This is a genomic window from Streptomyces sp. TRM68416, assembly GCF_014596915.1.
Taxonomy (GTDB): Bacteria; Actinomycetota; Actinomycetes; order Streptomycetales; family Streptomycetaceae; genus Streptomyces.
In genome coordinates, this window is the sequence record NZ_JACVWU010000011.1 from 168,051 (window position 1) to 183,795 (window position 15,745).

A 15,745-nucleotide genomic window follows, 5' to 3' on the forward strand; every position below is an offset into this window, starting at 1 on the left:
CTTCACGTGATCTGCGCGGCATTAACTTGTGACTAGTGATCGTCTGCCGATACGTTCACTCGTCAGCGCGGCGCCTCGCTCGACTCGCCGCGCGGATCCCCGCTGTCTCGCGAAAGGCCTCTGCATGCTCTCCGGGAACGGTCGTCACCGTCGCCCCCGCCAGGCCCCGGCGCTCATCGTCGCGGCCGGAGTGACCGGCTCCGCCATCGCCATCCCGCTTCTCGGCGCCACCGGCGCGAGCGCGGCCGAGGGCGCCACCTGGGACCGGGTGGCGGAGTGCGAGAGCGGCGGCTCCTGGAGCGAGAACAGCGGCAACGGCTACTACGGCGGTCTCCAGGTCACTCAGGAGCACTGGGAGCGGTACGGCGGCACGACGTACGCGGCGACCGCGGACCTGGCCAGCCGCTCGCAGCAGATAGCCGTGGCCGAGCGGATCCTCGCGGACCAGGGGCTGGCCGCCTGGCCCACCTGCGGTCCCCTCTCCGGCCTTGACAAGGCGTCTGGTTCGGCCGACGTCGACACGGGCGTCGCGGGCGACAAGGACGGTTCCTCCGGTTCCTCCGGTTCCTCCGGATCTTCCGATTCCGGCGGTCTGCTCGACTCGATCGACGGCTCGTCCGGCGACGGCTCCTCGGTCGGCTCCTCGACCGACGCCTCGCCTTCGCCCGAGACCTCGGACAAGACTTCCGACAAGTCGACCAAGTCCGACAAGTCCGCCGACGGATCGGACTCCGAGGGGTCCTCCGAGCCCTCCGAAGCCGACGGCTCCCAGGGGTTCGACGGCGAGCCCGCAGACGAGACCGAGGGCGACAACTCGGACAACTCCGGTCGAAGTGATGGTGATTCCGCCCTCACCGACACCGGCACCGGCCGCCACCGCGGCGACAGCGCCGACGAGGGCGCCTCCGACGGCCGTACCGGCTCCACGGGCCGGCACGCCTCCCGCGGTGACGCGGCCGCGCGCGACGCCGCCGACGGCTCGTACACCGTCCGCGACGGGGACAGCCTCACGTCCATCGCCGACTCCCTTGAGCTGAGCGGCGGATGGCGTGGCCTCTATGCCGAGAACGAGGCGACCGTGGGTGTCGACCCGGACTTCATCATCCCCGGTCAGACCCTCGAAGTAGGGGTCGAACCGGGCGAAAAGTAGCGGGAGTTCACGTCATGCTTCGCGCTGAATGTCCGGTTTGGCGAAAGTGTGGGATGAGTCTCAGAAGCCCTGATCGTCTTTGAAAATCCGCGGATCGCGTGTCTACGGTCGAGGCCGTTCGCAGCAGCGGGCCCCGACTGCCGCACGCCGAATCCTGCCGGCGGCCGTTCGGGAACAGTCGTCGCGTCAGCGCCGTAGGCAGGAGCGGGGGACCCAAGGTAAGTGCCGGGCCCAGCAGTTGAGCTGGATCCGGCTTGGGGTGAAGTCGCGCACCGACCGGTGCGCGGCCGGGCACTCAACCGGCCCGAACCCGACAGCTCACCTCGCAGGCGTCGGTGAGGGGATCGATCCATGCTGTTTTCCGGCAAGGGCAAGCACCGTCGTCCGTCCAAGGCCACCCGGGCCATCGCCATCGCGGGTGTGACCGGCGCCGCCGTGGCCGCTCCGCTGATGGCGGCCGGCAGCGCCTCCGCCGCCACCGCCGCCGAATGGGACGCCGTCGCCCAGTGCGAGTCCGGCGGCAACTGGTCCATCAACACCGGCAACGGTTACTACGGCGGTCTGCAGTTCTCCGCGTCCACCTGGGCCGCGTACGGCGGCACGGCGTACGCCGCCACCGCCGACAAGGCCACCAAGGCGCAGCAGATCGAGATCGCCGAGAAGGTCCTCGCGGGCCAGGGCAAGGGCGCCTGGCCGTCCTGCGGTGTGGGCCTGTCGAGCGCCGGGTACACCGGCAACTCCAGCTCGTCCTCCTCCTCGCAGAACACGGCCCCCGCGCCGCGCGAGACCGAGCAGCCGGCCTCCCGCTCGACCGAGCGTCCCGCCGCCAAGAAGACCGTCACCACCCCGACCGGCAAGAAGGTCAAGAAGGGCGACGGCGAGTACAAGGTCGTCTCCGGCGACACCCTCAGCTCCATCGCCGACGAGCACGACGTCAAGGGCGGCTGGGCGAAGCTCCACAAGCTGAACAAGGACATCGTCGAGGACGCCGACCTGATCTACCCCGGTCAGCAGCTGCACCTCAAGTAGTCCCGAAACCTCAAGCAGTCCCGTAGTCGAACCACAGCGCCTTCATAGACGTGTCCTTCACTATGAAGGCCTCGTGAGGGCCACCCCCCGTCCCCACGGGCTCCCCGCTCCGGTGCGTTCTCCCCCGTACGCACCGGGGCGGGGTCTTCTTTTCCCGCCCGTCTTCGCGCAGGCCACTCACCGTTAAGGGCACGGGCTCTTTGTTCCGTCGGGAAACAATAGGTACCGTCTGTCCTTGTCCATGGGACGGTCGGTCGGCTGGCCGATGTCCCCGAGGCGGTTAGGCTCTAGTCGCAAGGCTCTGTGCCCCGCACTTCCAGCGTCACATCCCAAGAAGGAGATGCTCGTGCCGTCCATCGACGTCGTCGTAGCCCGGGAAATCCTGGACTCCCGAGGCAACCCCACGGTCGAGGTCGAGGTCGGCCTCGACGACGGCAGCACGGGTCGTGCCGCCGTTCCGTCCGGCGCTTCCACCGGCGCCTTCGAGGCCATCGAGCTCCGCGACGGTGACCCGAACCGCTACCTGGGCAAGGGTGTCGAGAAGGCCGTCCTCGCCGTCATCGAGCAGATCGGCCCCGAGCTGGTCGGCTACGACGCCACCGAGCAGCGCCTGATCGACCAGGCCATGTTCGACCTGGACGCCACCGACAACAAGGGCTCCCTCGGCGCCAACGCCATCCTCGGCGTCTCGCTCGCCGTCGCCCACGCCGCCTCCGAGGCCAGCGACCTCCCGCTCTTCCGCTACCTGGGCGGCCCCAACGCGCACCTGCTGCCGGTGCCGATGATGAACATCCTGAACGGCGGCTCGCACGCCGACTCCAACGTGGACATCCAGGAGTTCATGATCGCCCCGATCGGCGCGGAGTCCTTCTCCGAGGCCCTGCGCTGGGGCGCCGAGGTCTACCACACCCTCAAGAAGGTGCTGAAGACCAAGGGCCTGTCCACCGGCCTGGGCGACGAGGGCGGCTTCGCCCCGAACCTGGAGTCCAACCGCGCCGCGCTCGACCTCATCATCGAGGCCATCAAGCAGGCCGGCTACGTCCCCGGTGAGCAGATCGCGCTCGCGCTCGACGTCGCCGCGTCCGAGTTCTACAAGGACGGCAAGTACGAGTTCGAGGGCAAGTCCCGCTCGGCCGCCGAGATGACCGAGTACTACGAGGAGCTCGTGGCGGCCTACCCGCTCGTCTCCATCGAGGACCCGCTGTTCGAGGACGACTGGGCCGGCTGGAAGGTCATCACCGACAAGCTGGGCGAGAAGGTCCAGATCGTCGGCGACGACCTCTTCGTCACCAACCCGGAGCGCCTGGCCCGCGGCATCGAGGAGGGCAGCGCCAACGCCCTGCTCGTCAAGGTGAACCAGATCGGCTCGCTGACCGAGACCCTGGACGCCGTCGAGATGGCCCAGCGCAACGGCTTCAAGTGCATGATGTCCCACCGCTCCGGCGAGACCGAGGACGTCACCATCGCCGACCTCGCCGTCGCGGTGAACTGCGGCCAGATCAAGACCGGCGCCCCGGCCCGCTCGGACCGCGTCGCCAAGTACAACCAGCTGCTGCGCATCGAGGAGATCCTCGACGACGCCGCGGTGTACGCCGGTCGCTCGGCCTTCCCGCGCTTCAAGGGCTGACAGCAGGCGTCGTCCGTACGTCCCCGTACTCGGTCCCGTACCGTGTGCGGGGACGTACGCGCGTGTGAACGGGAGGCTGGACATGGCGGTCAAGGACCGGGACCGGTTCTCCACCGCGACCAGGATCAAGCTGCTCGGCGAACAGACGGCCGCCCGTGTCTACCGTTCGCAGACCCGACGGCAGGCCCGCCGCTCCCGGCTGACCGGCCGCGCCGCCCTGCTCGCCCTCGTCGTGTGCACCCTGGTCGTCGCCCTCGCCTACCCGATAAGGCAGTACGTCGCCCAGCGCGCCGAGATCGCCGACCTGCAGCGCGAGAAGCGGCAGGCGCGGGAGCGGGTCGAGGAGCTGCGCGACCAGAAGGCACGCTGGCAGGACGACGCGTACGCCGAGCAGCGGATCCGCGAGCGGCTGCACTACGTGATGCCGGGCGAGACCGGGTACGTCGTGATCGACCCGGACGCGGTCCGGCAGTCCCGCACCGACCTGGGCGCGGCCGACCGGCCCTGGTACGCGAACGTCTGGGACGGGGTCGACAAGTCCGACGCCGCCGACCAGTGAAGCAGAAGAGACGAAAGACGGATATGGAAACGCCCCCGCCGACCACCCCGCGCACCGAGCCCTCCGACGCGGACGTCGAGGCCTTCAAGCAGCAGCTCGGCCGTCCGCCGCGCGGGCTGCGCGCGATCGCGCACCGCTGCCCCTGCGGGCAGCCGGACGTCGTGGAGACGGCCCCGCGGCTGCCCGACGGCACGCCGTTCCCGACGCTGTACTACCTGACGTGCCCGAAGGCGAACTCCGCGATCGGCACGCTGGAGGCGAACGGGGTGATGAAGGAGATGACCGAGCGGCTGGCGAGCGACCCCGAGCTGGCCGCCGCGTACCGGGCCGCGCACGAGGACTACATCAGGCGGCGGGACGAGATCGAGGAGCTCAAGGGCTTCCCGAGCGCGGGCGGCATGCCGGACCGGGTGAAGTGCCTGCACGTGCTCGTGGCGCACTCCCTGGCCGCCGGGCCGGGCGTCAACCCGCTGGGCGACGAGGCGCTGGCGATGCTGCCGGAGTGGTGGCGCAAGGGCACGTGCGTGGTCGCGGCGGAGTAGTTCCGCCCCCGCCGCCCCTACCCGTCCCGTCCCCAGGGGGCTCCGCCCCCTGGACCCCCATCGGCCTGAACGGCCTCGTCCTCAAACGCCGGACGGGCTGGATATGAACCCCCGCACTTCGGAAGGGCACCCCATGACCCGCGTCGCCGCCATCGACTGCGGTACGAACTCCATCCGGCTGCTCGTCGCGGACTGCGACCCGGCCACCGGTGAACTGGTCGACCTGGACCGCCGTATGACCATCGTGCGGCTCGGGCAGGGGGTCGACCGGACCGGGCGGCTGGCGCCCGAGGCGCTGGAGCGGACGTTCGCCGCCTGCCGCGAGTACGCGGCGGTCATCAAGGAGCACGGGGCGGAGCGGCTGCGCTTCGTGGCGACCTCCGCCTCCCGGGACGCCGAGAACCGGGACGAGTTCGTGCGCGGGGTGATGGACATCCTGGGCGTCGAGCCGGAGGTCATCTCCGGGGACCAGGAGGCCGAGTTCTCCTTCACCGGGGCGACCAGGGAGCTGGCGGGGCACGACCACCTGCCCAAGCCGTTCCTGGTCGTGGACATCGGCGGCGGGTCGACGGAGTTCGTGGTCGGCGACGACCACGTGCGCGCGGCGCGGTCCGTCGACGTCGGCTGTGTGCGGATGACCGAACGGCACCTGGTGCGCGACGGAGCCGTCTCCGACCCGCCCTCCGAGGAGCAGACCGCCGCCGTCAGGGCCGACATCGAGGCCGCACTCGACCTCGCCGAGCAGACCGTCCCGCTGCGCGAGGCCCGCACGCTGGTGGGCCTCGCCGGGTCCGTGACGACCGTGTCGGCGATCGCGCAGAAGCTGCCGGAATACGACTCGGCCCGCATCCACCACTCCCGCGTCTCGCGCGACCAGGTCCGCGAGATCACCGACTGGCTCCTGCACTCCACCCACGCCGAGCGCGCGGCCGTACCCTCCATGCACCCGGGCCGCGTGGACGTCATCGCCGCCGGGGCGCTCGTCCTGCTGTCGATCATGGAGCGGATCGGCGCGACCGAGGTCGTGGTGAGCGAGCACGACATCCTGGACGGCATCGCCTGGTCGGTGGTGTAGACCCTCCGTAGTTACTGCTCGGTAGCCTCTGGTGAGCAGGTCATGTAGCGTCTGAGCACGTTCGAGCGGCCCTTGAGGGCCCCTTCGTGACGCCTCGTCGAGAAAGTTCGTGAAGTTCTTCACAAGGAATTCGGCCCTGTCGGAGCACGGAAGGGGCCCGGTTGGCCCTTCCGGGGGGCCAACGCCCCCTTGAACGTGTTCAGAAGGGCCGCGCGAGGGGCGTGGAGGAGGGGGTGACGCAAGGCTGTTTCGGAGGGCTCACACGGCGTCCGACCGGCCAGAGAGGCAGCTCACGCGGCATTGACAACGGTCCGCACTACACGCGGGTTCCCGGTTCGTGCCATGACCTGGATCACGCGGGCCGCGGAGGATAGCACACACCCTCCACAACCTTGTGAAGGGGCGCACGAGCTACCCCCCTGGGACGGGTGGATACTCGATGGCATGAGCACCACGGAGCGTCCCAGGATCCTCGTAGTAGGCGGTGGGTACGTAGGCCTGTACGCAGCTCGGCGCATTCTCAAGAAGATGCGCTACGGAGAGGCGACCGTCACGGTCGTCGACCCCCGGTCGTACATGACCTACCAGCCCTTCCTCCCCGAAACCGCCGCCGGCAACATCTCCCCGCGCCACGTCGTCGTCCCGCTGCGACGCGTGCTGCCCAAGGCGGAGGTCCTCACCGGCCGGGTCACCACCATCGACCAGGACCGCAAGGTCGCCACGATCGCCCCCCTCGTGGGCGAGGCGTACGAGCTGCCTTTCGACTACCTCGTCATCGCGATGGGCGCGGTCTCCCGCACCTTCCCGATCCCCGGCCTCGCCGAGCAGGGCATCGGCATGAAGGGCATCGAGGAGGCCATCGGCCTGCGCAACCACGTGCTGGAGCAGCTGGACAAGGCCGACTCCACGAACGACGAGGAGATCCGCCGCAAGGCGCTCACCTTCGTCTTCGTCGGCGGTGGCTTCGCGGGCGCGGAGACCATCGGCGAGGTCGAGGACATGGCCCGCGACGCGGCGAAGTACTACACCAACGTCTCCCGCGAGGACATGCGGTTCATCCTCGTCGACGCCGCCGACAAGATCCTCCCCGAGGTCGGCCCCAAGCTCGGCCAGTACGGCAAGGAGCACCTGGAGGCCCGCGGGGTCGAGATCTACCTCTCCACCTCCATGGACTCCTGCGTCGACGGCCACGTGGTGCTGAAGAACGGGCTCGAGGTCGACTCCAACACCGTCGTGTGGACGGCCGGCGTCAAGCCGAACCCGGCGCTCTCCCGCTTCGGCCTGCCGCTCGGCCCGCGCGGTCACGTCGACTGCCAGCCGACCCTCCAGGTCACCGGCACCGACTACATCTGGGCCGCGGGCGACAACGCCCAGGTCCCGGACCTCGTCGGCCGCAAGGCCGGCAACGAGAACGCCTGGTGCCCGCCGAACGCCCAGCACGCGCTGCGCCAGGCCAAGGTCCTCGGCGACAACGTGGTCTCCGGCATGCGGGGCTTCCCGCAGAAGGACTACAGCCACGCCAACAAGGGCGCGGTGGCCGGTCTCGGCCTCCACAAGGGCGTCGCGATGATCGTCATGGGCAAGATGAAGATCAAGCTCAAGGGCCGCCTCGCCTGGTACATGCACCGTGGCTACCACGGCCTGGCGATGCCGACCTGGAACCGCAAGATCCGCGTCTTCGCCGACTGGACCCTCGGCATGTTCCTCAAGCGCGAGGTCGTCGCCCTCGGCGCCCTGGAGTCCCCGCGCGAGGAGTTCTACGAGGCCGCCAAGCCGGCGCCCGCCCCCGCGGCAGCCGCGCCGAAGACCGAGGAGAAGGCCAAGGCCTCCTGACCTCCGGTCACTTGAACACCCCGAAGGGGCCGCCCGCCATCCGTGGTGCGGGCGGCCCCTTCGGCGTTCGCCGCATGGCCTGATCCCGGCCGCTCCATGTTGGGGTGTGATCGGCGCTGTCACTGCGGGTGGCCGGCCCTGTGGGGAACGCACAGCACCTGCCTTGCCCACCCATAACGCCCCTGCGGGACTGCGCGCCCGGTGGGTAGGTGTTTACGTGGTGTTGGCATGCCGGGATCCCCGTCACGGAGGTGTGCGCCATGGCAGACGCCGCGTTGCGGCTGAAGGGCCTCGTCGAACAGTTGGTGGGAGCGCCGCTCCCCTTGCGTATCCGCGCCTGGGACGGCTCCCAGGCGGGCCCGCCGGGCGCGCCGGCGCTCGTCGTGCGTAATCGCCGTGCCGTGCGCCGGCTGCTGTGGAAGCCGGGGGAACTCGGGCTCGCGCGGGCGTGGGTCGCGGGGGATCTGGATGTCGAGGGGGATCTGTATACGGTTCTCGATCTGGTGTCGGGGCTGCTGTGGGAGCGCGGGGAGGGGGACGGGCGGTCGCTCGGCGCGGCGCTGCGGGACCCGGAGGTGCGGGCGGCCGTGCGGGGTCTTGTCCGGCTGGCGGGGCCGCTGCCGCCGCCCGCCCCTCCCGAGGAGGAGGTCCGCCGCCGCGGCCACCTCCACACCAAGCACACCGACCGACGCGCCATCAGCCACCACTACGACGTCGGCAACGACTTCTACGAGATCGTCCTCGGCCCGTCCATGGTGTACTCCTGCGCCTACTGGCCCGCCCCCGACAGCACCCTCGAAGCCGCCCAGCACGACAAGCTCGACCTCGTCTGCCGCAAGCTCGCCCTGGAACCCGGCATGCGGCTGCTGGACGTCGGCTGCGGCTGGGGCTCGATGGCGATCCACGCCGCCCGCGCGTACGGCGTCCACGTCGTCGGCATCACCCTGTCCCAGGAACAGGCGGCCTACGCCCGTAAGCGCGCCGCCGACGAGGGACTGACCGACCGGGTCGAGATCCGGGTGCAGGACTACCGCGAGGTCGAGGACGGCCCCTACGACGCAGTCTCCTCCATCGGCATGGCCGAACACGTCGGCGCCGAGCGGTACCTGGAGTACGCGGGAGATCTGCGCCAACTGCTCAGGCCCGGCGGACGGCTGCTCAACCACCAGATCGCCCGGCGCCCGCAGCGCGACGAATCCGCGTACAGCGTCAACGAGTTCATCGACGCCTACGTCTTCCCCGACGGCGAACTCGCCCCCCTCGGCACCACCGTCACCCAACTGGAGCGCGCGGGGTTCGAGGTGCGGGACGTGGAGTCGCTGCGCGAGCACTACGCGCTCACCCTGCGCCGCTGGGTCGGCAACCTGGAGGCAGACTGGGCGCGGGCCACCCGGCTCACCACGCCGGGCCGGGCCCGGGTGTGGCGGCTGTACATGGCGGCCTCCGCGCTCGCCTTCGAGCACAACCGCATCGGCGTCAACCAGGTCCTCGCGGTCCGCACCCCGGACGCGGGCGCCTCCGGGCTGCCGTTGCGGGCCCGCACCTGGAACTGAGGCCACCACACGGCGGAAGGGCCCCGCGGTCGTCAACACCGCGAGGCCCTTCCGCCGTACCGCTACTCCGACTTGATCGCGCCGAGCATGTTCATACGGGCCGCGCGCCGCGCCGGCCACAGCGCCGCCAGCACCCCGACGGTCGCCGCCAGCAGCAGGAAGACCGCCATCCGGGCCCAGGGCAGGACGAGTTCGTACGTTGCCATCCGCGTGCCCAGCAGCTCACCGGCCGCCCAGCCGAAGAACACGCCCAGGCCGATGCCGAGCACGCCGCCGAACAGGGAGATGACCAGGGACTCCAGCCGGACCATCCGCTTGATGCCCTTGCGGTCCAGGCCGATCGCGCGCAGCATGCCGATCTCCTGCGAGCGCTCGAACACCGACATGGCCAGGGTGTTGACGACCCCGAGGACCGCGACGAGCACCGCCATCGCCAGCAGACCGTAGACCATGTTCAGGATCAGCGTGAACGTCTTCGCGATCTCGTTGGAGAGGTCCTTCTTGTCCTGGACCTTGATCGCCGGGTTGGCGCCCAGGGCCTTCTCCAGCCGGTCCTTCGTCGCGTCGGACGCGCCGTCGGACGTCCTGACCATGACCTGCATGTCGGTCGGGTCGGTCAGGTGCGGGGTGAGGGTGCCGTTGTCGAGCATGATCCCGCTGATCATCTCGTTGCCCCGGTAGACCCCGGCGACCGTGAGCCGCTGCGCCTTGCCGTCCTCGTAGTGGACGGTGAAGGCCGAACCCGCCTTCCAGCCGCGCGACTCGGCGGTGTCGGCGTCCACGACCACCTTCGTGCCGCCCACCGTGAACGTGCCGTCCTCGACGGGCAGGTCGATCAGCTCGCCGACCGCCGAGCCGTTGACGCCGGTCAGGTACTCGGTCTCGCCGTCGATCCGGGAGGGCGCGTTGCGCAGCGGGCTGCCGGCGGTGACGTCGTCGAGTTCGCGCAGCTTGGTGTCGACGTCCGGGGAGAGGCCGTTGCCGTTCGCCATCGACACGACGTAGTCGGCCTTCAGCGCGGAACTCGCCATCTTGTCGATCGACTGCTGCAGGCTGCCCGCCATCACCGTCATACCGGTGATCAGGGTGAGACCGATCATCAACGCGGAGGCGGTGGCGGCCGTACGGCGCGGGTTGCGCACCGAGTTCTGGCGGGCCAGCTTGCCGGAGACGCCGAACACCTTCAGAACCGGCGCCGCGGCCGCGATCAGCGGGCGGGACAGCAGGGGCGTGAGGATGAAGACGCCGATGATCAGCAGCACCGCGCCGAGCCCCATGGGGGCCTGTCCGTCCGAGCCCTCCATGGTCGTGGCCGCCAGGACGACGGCGACACCGGCGCCGCCGAACAGCGCGCCCAGCGTGTTGCGCAGCACCAGCGACTTGGTCGTCGCCTGCGCGTGCACACTGCTCATCGCCGCGACCGGCGGGATCTTCGCCGCCCGGCGGCCCGGCAGCCAGGCCGCCAGCATGGTGATCAGGATGCCGACCGCGAAGGCGGTGGCGACCGTGCCGGGGGAGACGACCAGCGGCCCGTCCGGGACGGTCGCGTCGAGGACGCCCATCAGCGACCGCAGCCCGACGCCGATGCCGATGCCCGCGACCAGACCGGCCGCGCCGGCGACCGTGCCGACCACGAACGCCTCGATCAGCACCGACCGGGTGACCTGCCGGCGCGAGGCGCCGACCGCCCGCAGCAGCGCGAGCTCCTTGGTGCGCTGGGCGACCAGCATGGTGAAGGTGTTGGCGATGATGAACGTGCCGACGAAGAGCGCGATGCCCGCGAAGACCAGCAGCATCTGCCGGAAGCCGCTCATCTGGGAGGAGATGATCTCGGCCTGGTCCTCGGCGAGTTCCTTGCCCGTGGTGGTCTCGACGAGGCCCTTCGGCAGCGCCTTGTCCAACTCGGCCTTGAGCGCGGCCTGGCTGACGCCCGCCTTCGCCCGGACGTCGATCTCGTCGTACGTGCCCTTCTTGCCGAACAGTTGCTGTGCGGTGGCCGTGTCGAACAGGGCCAGGCTGCCGCCCGCGGCGACATTGCCGTCGTCGGTGGTGAAGATGCCGGTGATCCTCGGGGTGAGGACGGGGCCGTCGACCGAGATACGTACGGTGTCGCCGACCTCGTAGCCGCCACGCTCGGCGCTCCTGGTGTCGAGCAGCACCTCGCCCCTGCCGCGCGGGGCACGCCCGTCGGTCAGCGGGTAGCGGGGGTCCTCGGCGCCGGAGTAGTTGCCGCCCGCGGACTGCCAGCCCTCGCCGAGCAGCTTGCCGTCCTTGCCGGCGATGGCGGTGAAGCCGCTGACGACGCCGATCGCGGACTCCGCCCCCGGCACCTTCGCGCTGGTGGCGAGGAGTTCCTCGGTGAGTTCGGGGGTCTTGCCGACCGTGTTGCCCTTGCTCTCCTGGTGGTCGGGCCGCACGGCGACGTCGACCTGGTCGAAGCCCTTGGCCGAACTGTTCTGGTAGGCCTGGGAGATGGTGTTGGTGAAGACCAGGGTGCCGGAGACGAACGCGACGCCGAGCATGACGGCGAGCACGGTCATCAACAGCCGGGTCTTGTGCGCGAGTACGTTGCGCAGGGCGGTGCGGAACATCAGGAGGTGCGGCCCTTCGCGTCGAACTGCTTCATGAAGTCGAGGACCGTGTCGGCGGTCGGACGGTACATCTCGTCCACGATCCGGCCGTCCGCGAGGAAGACCACCCGGTCCGCGTACGCCGCCGCCACCGGGTCGTGGGTCACCATCACCACGGTCTGGCCCAACTCCCGTACCGAGTTGCGCAGGAAGCCCAGGACCTCGGCGCCGGAGCGCGAGTCGAGGTTTCCGGTCGGCTCGTCGCCGAAGATGATGTCGGGCTTGGAGGCCAGGGCCCGGGCGACCGCGACGCGCTGCTGCTGGCCGCCGGAGAGCTGGGAGGGCCGGTGACCGAGGCGGTCCCGCAGGCCCACCATCCGGATGACCGAGTCCAGCCACTCCTTGTCGGGCTTGCGCCCCGCGATGTCCATCGGCAGCGTGATGTTCTCCAGCGCGGTCAGCGTCGGCAGCAGGTTGAACGCCTGGAAGATGAAGCCGATCTTGTCCCGGCGCAACCTGGTGAGCTGCCGGTCCTTCAGGGAGCCCAGCTCGGTGTCACCGATGCGCACGGAGCCGGAGGAGAAGGTGTCCAGACCGGCCACGCAGTGCATCAGCGTGGACTTGCCCGAGCCGGACGGGCCCATGATCGCGGTGAACTCGGCCTGCCGGAAGTCGACGGAGACCCGGTCGAGAGCGACCACCTGGGTCTCGCCCTGTCCGTAGACCTTCGACAGATCCGTGGCGCGCGCGGCCACGGCGGTGGCCCGGTCGGCGATAGGGGTGGTGGTCACGAGAGAACGCTCCTCGGGGGCGACGATGTGTTCGGGGGACGCAATCCATCGTGTCGGCCGCCGGGGCCGGTGTAGTCAGCCGCTGTTCCGGTTCCCGGGACAGCCTGCGGTCGCACCGGGAGCGTCCGCGTCATACCTGGGTATGACGGCATCCCGGAGGTGCGTTCACGTCCAGAACGGGTGGAGCTCCCTTGTTCCGGCGGTGAAATTCCGTCATTCCGCATGCGCGGGCGGGCGTCGCACGCAAGGCTATTGGCAAGTGCGGATGGCGTGTTCCGTGGGCTGATGCACCCTCAGACGTCAATAAAATAAGACAACATCGGTCCGTCCTTCCGCTGTTCGGGGGATGCGCCCCGATAGGCTCGGAACCTCGACGCGGAGCCCATGGCCTGCCCGGATGGTGGAATGCAGACACGGCGAGCTTAAACCTCGCTGCCCCTCGCGGGCGTACCGGTTCAAGTCCGGTTCCGGGCACCTCCGACCCCTTGCGAAGCCGCCGTTTGCGGCCCTTTCGTTGCACCCTTCATCGAGAAGTTCACCGCACGGACCGTTGACAGCCGGTCCGTGCGGCCGGAGACTCACGTCCGGAAGCAAGTGAAAGAAGTTTCACTACGCGAACACCCCGTTGCACGAACAGACTCATCCACGCGAACAGAGAGGTTCGGCGATGCGCACCACCGTCGGCATCATCGGAGCCGGCCCGGCCGGTCTCCTCCTGGCCCGGCTGCTCCACGTCGCCGGCATCGACTCGGTCGTCCTGGAGAGCCGCGACCGCGCCTACTGCGAGCAGCGCCAGCGCGCCGGGATCCTGGAGCAGGGCACCGTGGACGTGCTGCGCGCGGCCGGCGCCGGGGAGCGCATGGACCGCGAGGGCCTGCGCCACGACGGCATCGAGCTGCGCTACGACGGCACCCGCCACCGCGTCGACTTCCCCGCCCTCACCGGCGGCCGGTCGGTGATGGTCTACGCGCAGACCGAGGTCTGCAAGGACCTCATCGCCCTCCAGCTGAAGGAGGGCGGACCGCTGCTGTTCGAGGCGGAGGCGCTGGCAGTGGAGGACGCCGGCACCGACCGCCCGCGGATCCGCTTCCGGCGCGGGGGCGGCGAGGGCGGCGAGGGCCGCGAGGAGATCCTGGAGTGCGACTACGTCGTCGGCTGCGACGGCTTCTGGGGTGTGGCCCGCAAGGCGGTGCCCGCCGAACTCGGCCGCACCTTCGAGCGGACGTACCCCTTCGGCTGGCTCGGCATCCTCGCCGACGTACCGCCCTCGCACGACGAGCTGGTCTACGCCCGCCACGACCGCGGCTTCGCCCTGCTCTCCATGCGCTCCACCTCCGTCTCCCGCCTCTACCTCCAGGTGCCCGAGGGCACGGACGCCGAGGCCTGGAGCGACGACGAGATCTGGGCCGAGCTGGAGCGCCGCTTCGCGACGGACGACGGCTGGCGGCTGGAGCGCGGCCCCATCACCCAGAAGTCCGTCACCCCCATGCGCTCCTACGTCCACGAGCCCATGCGGTACGGCCGGCTCTTCCTCGCCGGTGACGCGGCACACATCGTGCCGCCCACCGGAGCGAAGGGGCTGAACCTGGCCGTGGGGGACGTGGTGACCTTCGCGCGGGCCCTGACGTACCGGCAGGACACCGGATCGGACGAACTGCTGGACGCCTACTCGGAGAACTGTCTGCGGCGGGTGTGGCAGGCCGAGCGGTTCAGCTACGACATGACCACCCTGCTGCACCGGGCCCCCGACGCCACCCCGTTCGAGGACCGCCTCCAGCGGGCCCGCCTGCAGCGGATCACCTCCTCGCGGGCCGCCGAGACCGACCTGGCCGAGGCCTACACGGGCTTCCCGCTCGACTGATCATCTGATCACCGACCGGTTCCGGCCAGGTACCGGGTTGGTGATGAATGGGGTCCTCCTGTGCCGGGAATCACGGACCCGCGTAGCGTGTTGCGCAGCATGACAAGGGAAAGATCCTCCTCAAGCACTAGGGTCTTCCTTTGCCTTTCCATTACTCTTGAGCCCAAGGCTGCGCACGGTGGCCATGGAGGAGTGAAATGAGGAGCAGCAACCCGGTCTTCTCGCGACGGGGGTTCAGCCGCGACAACGGCTACGCGGGCTTCAACGCCCAGCCGCAGGCCGGGGGCGCAGCTGTGGGCACGCAGGGCAACCCGTACGCCCAGCCGCAGGGTGGCAACCCGTACGCCCAGAACCCGTACGCGCAGAACCCTTACGCCCAGCAGGGCCAGCAGCACGGCGCGCCGCCGCAGGCCCCGGTCACCACCGGCCGGATGACGATGGACGACGTCGTCATGCGCACCGGCACGACCCTCGGCGTCCTGGTCGTCACCGCCGCGCTCGCCTGGGCGCTGCTGCCGGTCGACGACGCCAACATCGGCCGGTCCTACGGCATCGCCATCGCCGCCGGTCTGGTCGGCATGGTCCTGGCGCTGGTCCAGTCCTTCAAGCGCAAGGCCTCGCCCGCGCTGATCCTGACGTACGCCGCGCTGGAGGGTGTCTTCCTCGGCGTCGTCTCCAGCGTCGTCGACAACCGCATCGCGGACGGCGCGGCCATGCAGGCCGTGCTCGGCACGATGGGTGTCTTCCTCAGCGTGCTGATCGCCTACAAGGCGGGCTGGATCCGCGTCAACCGCCGCTTCGTCGGCTTCGTGATGGCGGCCGCGCTCGGCTTCATCATGCTGATGGCGGTCAACCTGCTGTTCGCCGTCTTCGGCGGCGGCGACGGCCTCGGCTTCCGCAGCGGCCCGCTCGGCATCGTCTTCGGTATCATCGGCATCCTGCTCGGCGCCTGCTTCCTCGCCCTGGACTTCAAGCAGGTCGAGGACGGCATCGCCTACGGCGCTCCGCGCGAGGAGGCCTGGATGGCGGCCTTCGGTCTCACGCTGACGCTGGTGTGGATCTACATGGAGTTCCTGCGACTCATCGCGATCTTCAACAGCAGCGACTGACCGTCCCACGGTTGTGCGATGAAGGGCCCCGGGTTCGTCCCGGGGC

General features: G+C 69.9%; 12 protein-coding genes, 1 tRNA gene and 1 riboswitch. Of the genes, 11 read left to right on the forward strand and 2 right to left on the reverse strand.

Features of this window, described 5'->3' with window-relative positions; genetic code table 11:
- The first annotated feature begins 124 nt into the window (after nt 1-124).
- The 8 genes from ICC28_RS19375 (at nt 125) to ICC28_RS19410 (ending at nt 9,368) form a co-directional block, all read left to right on the forward strand.
- Nucleotides 125-1,150 (forward strand): transglycosylase family protein, encoded by a 1,026-nt coding sequence (locus tag ICC28_RS19375; protein ID WP_188289874.1) that lies wholly within the window; start codon nt 125-127, stop codon nt 1,148-1,150.
- Between the two features lie 180 nt (nt 1,151-1,330).
- A riboswitch (cyclic di-AMP (ydaO/yuaA leader) is annotated at nt 1,331-1,497 on the forward strand.
- 4 nt (nt 1,498-1,501) lie between these two features.
- A complete protein-coding gene (locus tag ICC28_RS19380; protein ID WP_188289875.1) occupies nt 1,502-2,179 on the forward strand; it encodes a transglycosylase family protein in 678 nt (225 codons plus the stop codon).
- A 340-nt stretch (nt 2,180-2,519) separates the two neighbouring features.
- Nucleotides 2,520-3,806: a phosphopyruvate hydratase gene (gene eno / locus ICC28_RS19385; RefSeq protein ID WP_188289876.1), complete on the forward strand. Its 1,287-nt coding sequence runs from the start codon at nt 2,520-2,522 to the stop codon at nt 3,804-3,806.
- An 82-nt stretch (nt 3,807-3,888) separates the two neighbouring features.
- Nucleotides 3,889-4,365: an FtsB family cell division protein gene (locus ICC28_RS19390; RefSeq protein ID WP_188289877.1), complete on the forward strand. Its 477-nt coding sequence runs from the start codon at nt 3,889-3,891 to the stop codon at nt 4,363-4,365.
- A gap of 23 nt (nt 4,366-4,388) precedes the next feature.
- Nucleotides 4,389-4,907 carry a DUF501 domain-containing protein gene (locus ICC28_RS19395; RefSeq protein WP_188289878.1) on the forward strand — a complete coding sequence of 173 codons (519 nt, stop codon included), beginning with the start codon at nt 4,389-4,391 and terminating at the stop codon, nt 4,905-4,907.
- A gap of 133 nt (nt 4,908-5,040) precedes the next feature.
- Nucleotides 5,041-5,982, forward strand: coding sequence for a Ppx/GppA phosphatase family protein (locus ICC28_RS19400; RefSeq protein ID WP_188289879.1), 942 nt, complete (start codon nt 5,041-5,043; stop codon nt 5,980-5,982).
- 444 nt (nt 5,983-6,426) lie between these two features.
- Nucleotides 6,427-7,815 carry an NAD(P)/FAD-dependent oxidoreductase gene (locus tag ICC28_RS19405; RefSeq protein WP_188289880.1) on the forward strand — a complete coding sequence of 463 codons (1,389 nt, stop codon included), beginning with the start codon at nt 6,427-6,429 and terminating at the stop codon, nt 7,813-7,815.
- 260 nt (nt 7,816-8,075) lie between these two features.
- Entirely contained in the window at nt 8,076-9,368 is a 1,293-nt protein-coding gene (locus tag ICC28_RS19410) for a class I SAM-dependent methyltransferase (protein ID WP_188289881.1), read from the forward strand.
- A gap of 62 nt (nt 9,369-9,430) precedes the next feature.
- Here ICC28_RS19410 and ICC28_RS19415 read toward each other — a convergent pair whose 3' ends face one another.
- Together ICC28_RS19415 and ICC28_RS19420 are read right to left on the reverse strand one after the other, a co-directional pair.
- Entirely contained in the window at nt 9,431-11,959 is a 2,529-nt protein-coding gene (locus tag ICC28_RS19415; RefSeq protein ID WP_188289882.1) for an ABC transporter permease, read from the reverse strand.
- On the reverse strand, nt 11,959-12,729 hold the full coding sequence (locus ICC28_RS19420; RefSeq protein ID WP_188289883.1) for an ABC transporter ATP-binding protein: 771 nt from the start codon (nt 12,727-12,729) through the stop codon (nt 11,959-11,961). The genes ICC28_RS19415 and ICC28_RS19420 overlap by 1 nt, the downstream gene beginning before the upstream one ends.
- A 391-nt stretch (nt 12,730-13,120) precedes the next feature.
- Between ICC28_RS19420 and ICC28_RS19425 the strand changes: the two genes are divergently transcribed.
- The 3 genes from ICC28_RS19425 to ICC28_RS19435 all read left to right on the forward strand — a co-directional run bounded on the left by ICC28_RS19425 (nt 13,121) and on the right by ICC28_RS19435 (nt 15,699).
- Nucleotides 13,121-13,203 (forward strand) — tRNA-Leu (locus ICC28_RS19425).
- Between the two features lie 193 nt (nt 13,204-13,396).
- Entirely contained in the window at nt 13,397-14,590 is a 1,194-nt protein-coding gene (locus ICC28_RS19430; protein ID WP_188289884.1) for a 4-hydroxybenzoate 3-monooxygenase, read from the forward strand.
- 197 nt (nt 14,591-14,787) lie between these two features.
- Nucleotides 14,788-15,699: a Bax inhibitor-1/YccA family protein gene (locus ICC28_RS19435; protein ID WP_188289885.1), complete on the forward strand. Its 912-nt coding sequence runs from the start codon at nt 14,788-14,790 to the stop codon at nt 15,697-15,699.
- Nucleotides 15,700-15,745 lie beyond the last annotated feature (46 nt).

Bases quoted from the DNA above. Each gene is read 5' to 3' on its own strand.
- ICC28_RS19380 (WP_188289875.1), top strand. From the start codon at position 1,502: ATGCTGTTTTCCGGCAAGGGCAAGCACCGTCGTCCGTCCAAGGCCACC.
- ICC28_RS19430 (WP_188289884.1), top strand. From the start codon at position 13,397: ATGCGCACCACCGTCGGCATCATCGGAGCCGGCCCGGCCGGTCTCCTC.
- ICC28_RS19405 (WP_188289880.1), top strand. From the start codon at position 6,427: ATGAGCACCACGGAGCGTCCCAGGATCCTCGTAGTAGGCGGTGGGTAC.
- ICC28_RS19415 (WP_188289882.1), bottom strand. From the start codon at position 11,959: ATGTTCCGCACCGCCCTGCGCAACGTACTCGCGCACAAGACCCGGCTG.
- ICC28_RS19395 (WP_188289878.1), top strand. From the start codon at position 4,389: ATGGAAACGCCCCCGCCGACCACCCCGCGCACCGAGCCCTCCGACGCG.
- ICC28_RS19410 (WP_188289881.1), top strand. From the start codon at position 8,076: ATGGCAGACGCCGCGTTGCGGCTGAAGGGCCTCGTCGAACAGTTGGTG.
- ICC28_RS19400 (WP_188289879.1), top strand. From the start codon at position 5,041: ATGACCCGCGTCGCCGCCATCGACTGCGGTACGAACTCCATCCGGCTG.
- ICC28_RS19375 (WP_188289874.1), top strand. From the start codon at position 125: ATGCTCTCCGGGAACGGTCGTCACCGTCGCCCCCGCCAGGCCCCGGCG.
- ICC28_RS19390 (WP_188289877.1), top strand. From the start codon at position 3,889: ATGGCGGTCAAGGACCGGGACCGGTTCTCCACCGCGACCAGGATCAAG.
- eno (WP_188289876.1), top strand. From the start codon at position 2,520: ATGCTCGTGCCGTCCATCGACGTCGTCGTAGCCCGGGAAATCCTGGAC.
- ICC28_RS19435 (WP_188289885.1), top strand. From the start codon at position 14,788: ATGAGGAGCAGCAACCCGGTCTTCTCGCGACGGGGGTTCAGCCGCGAC.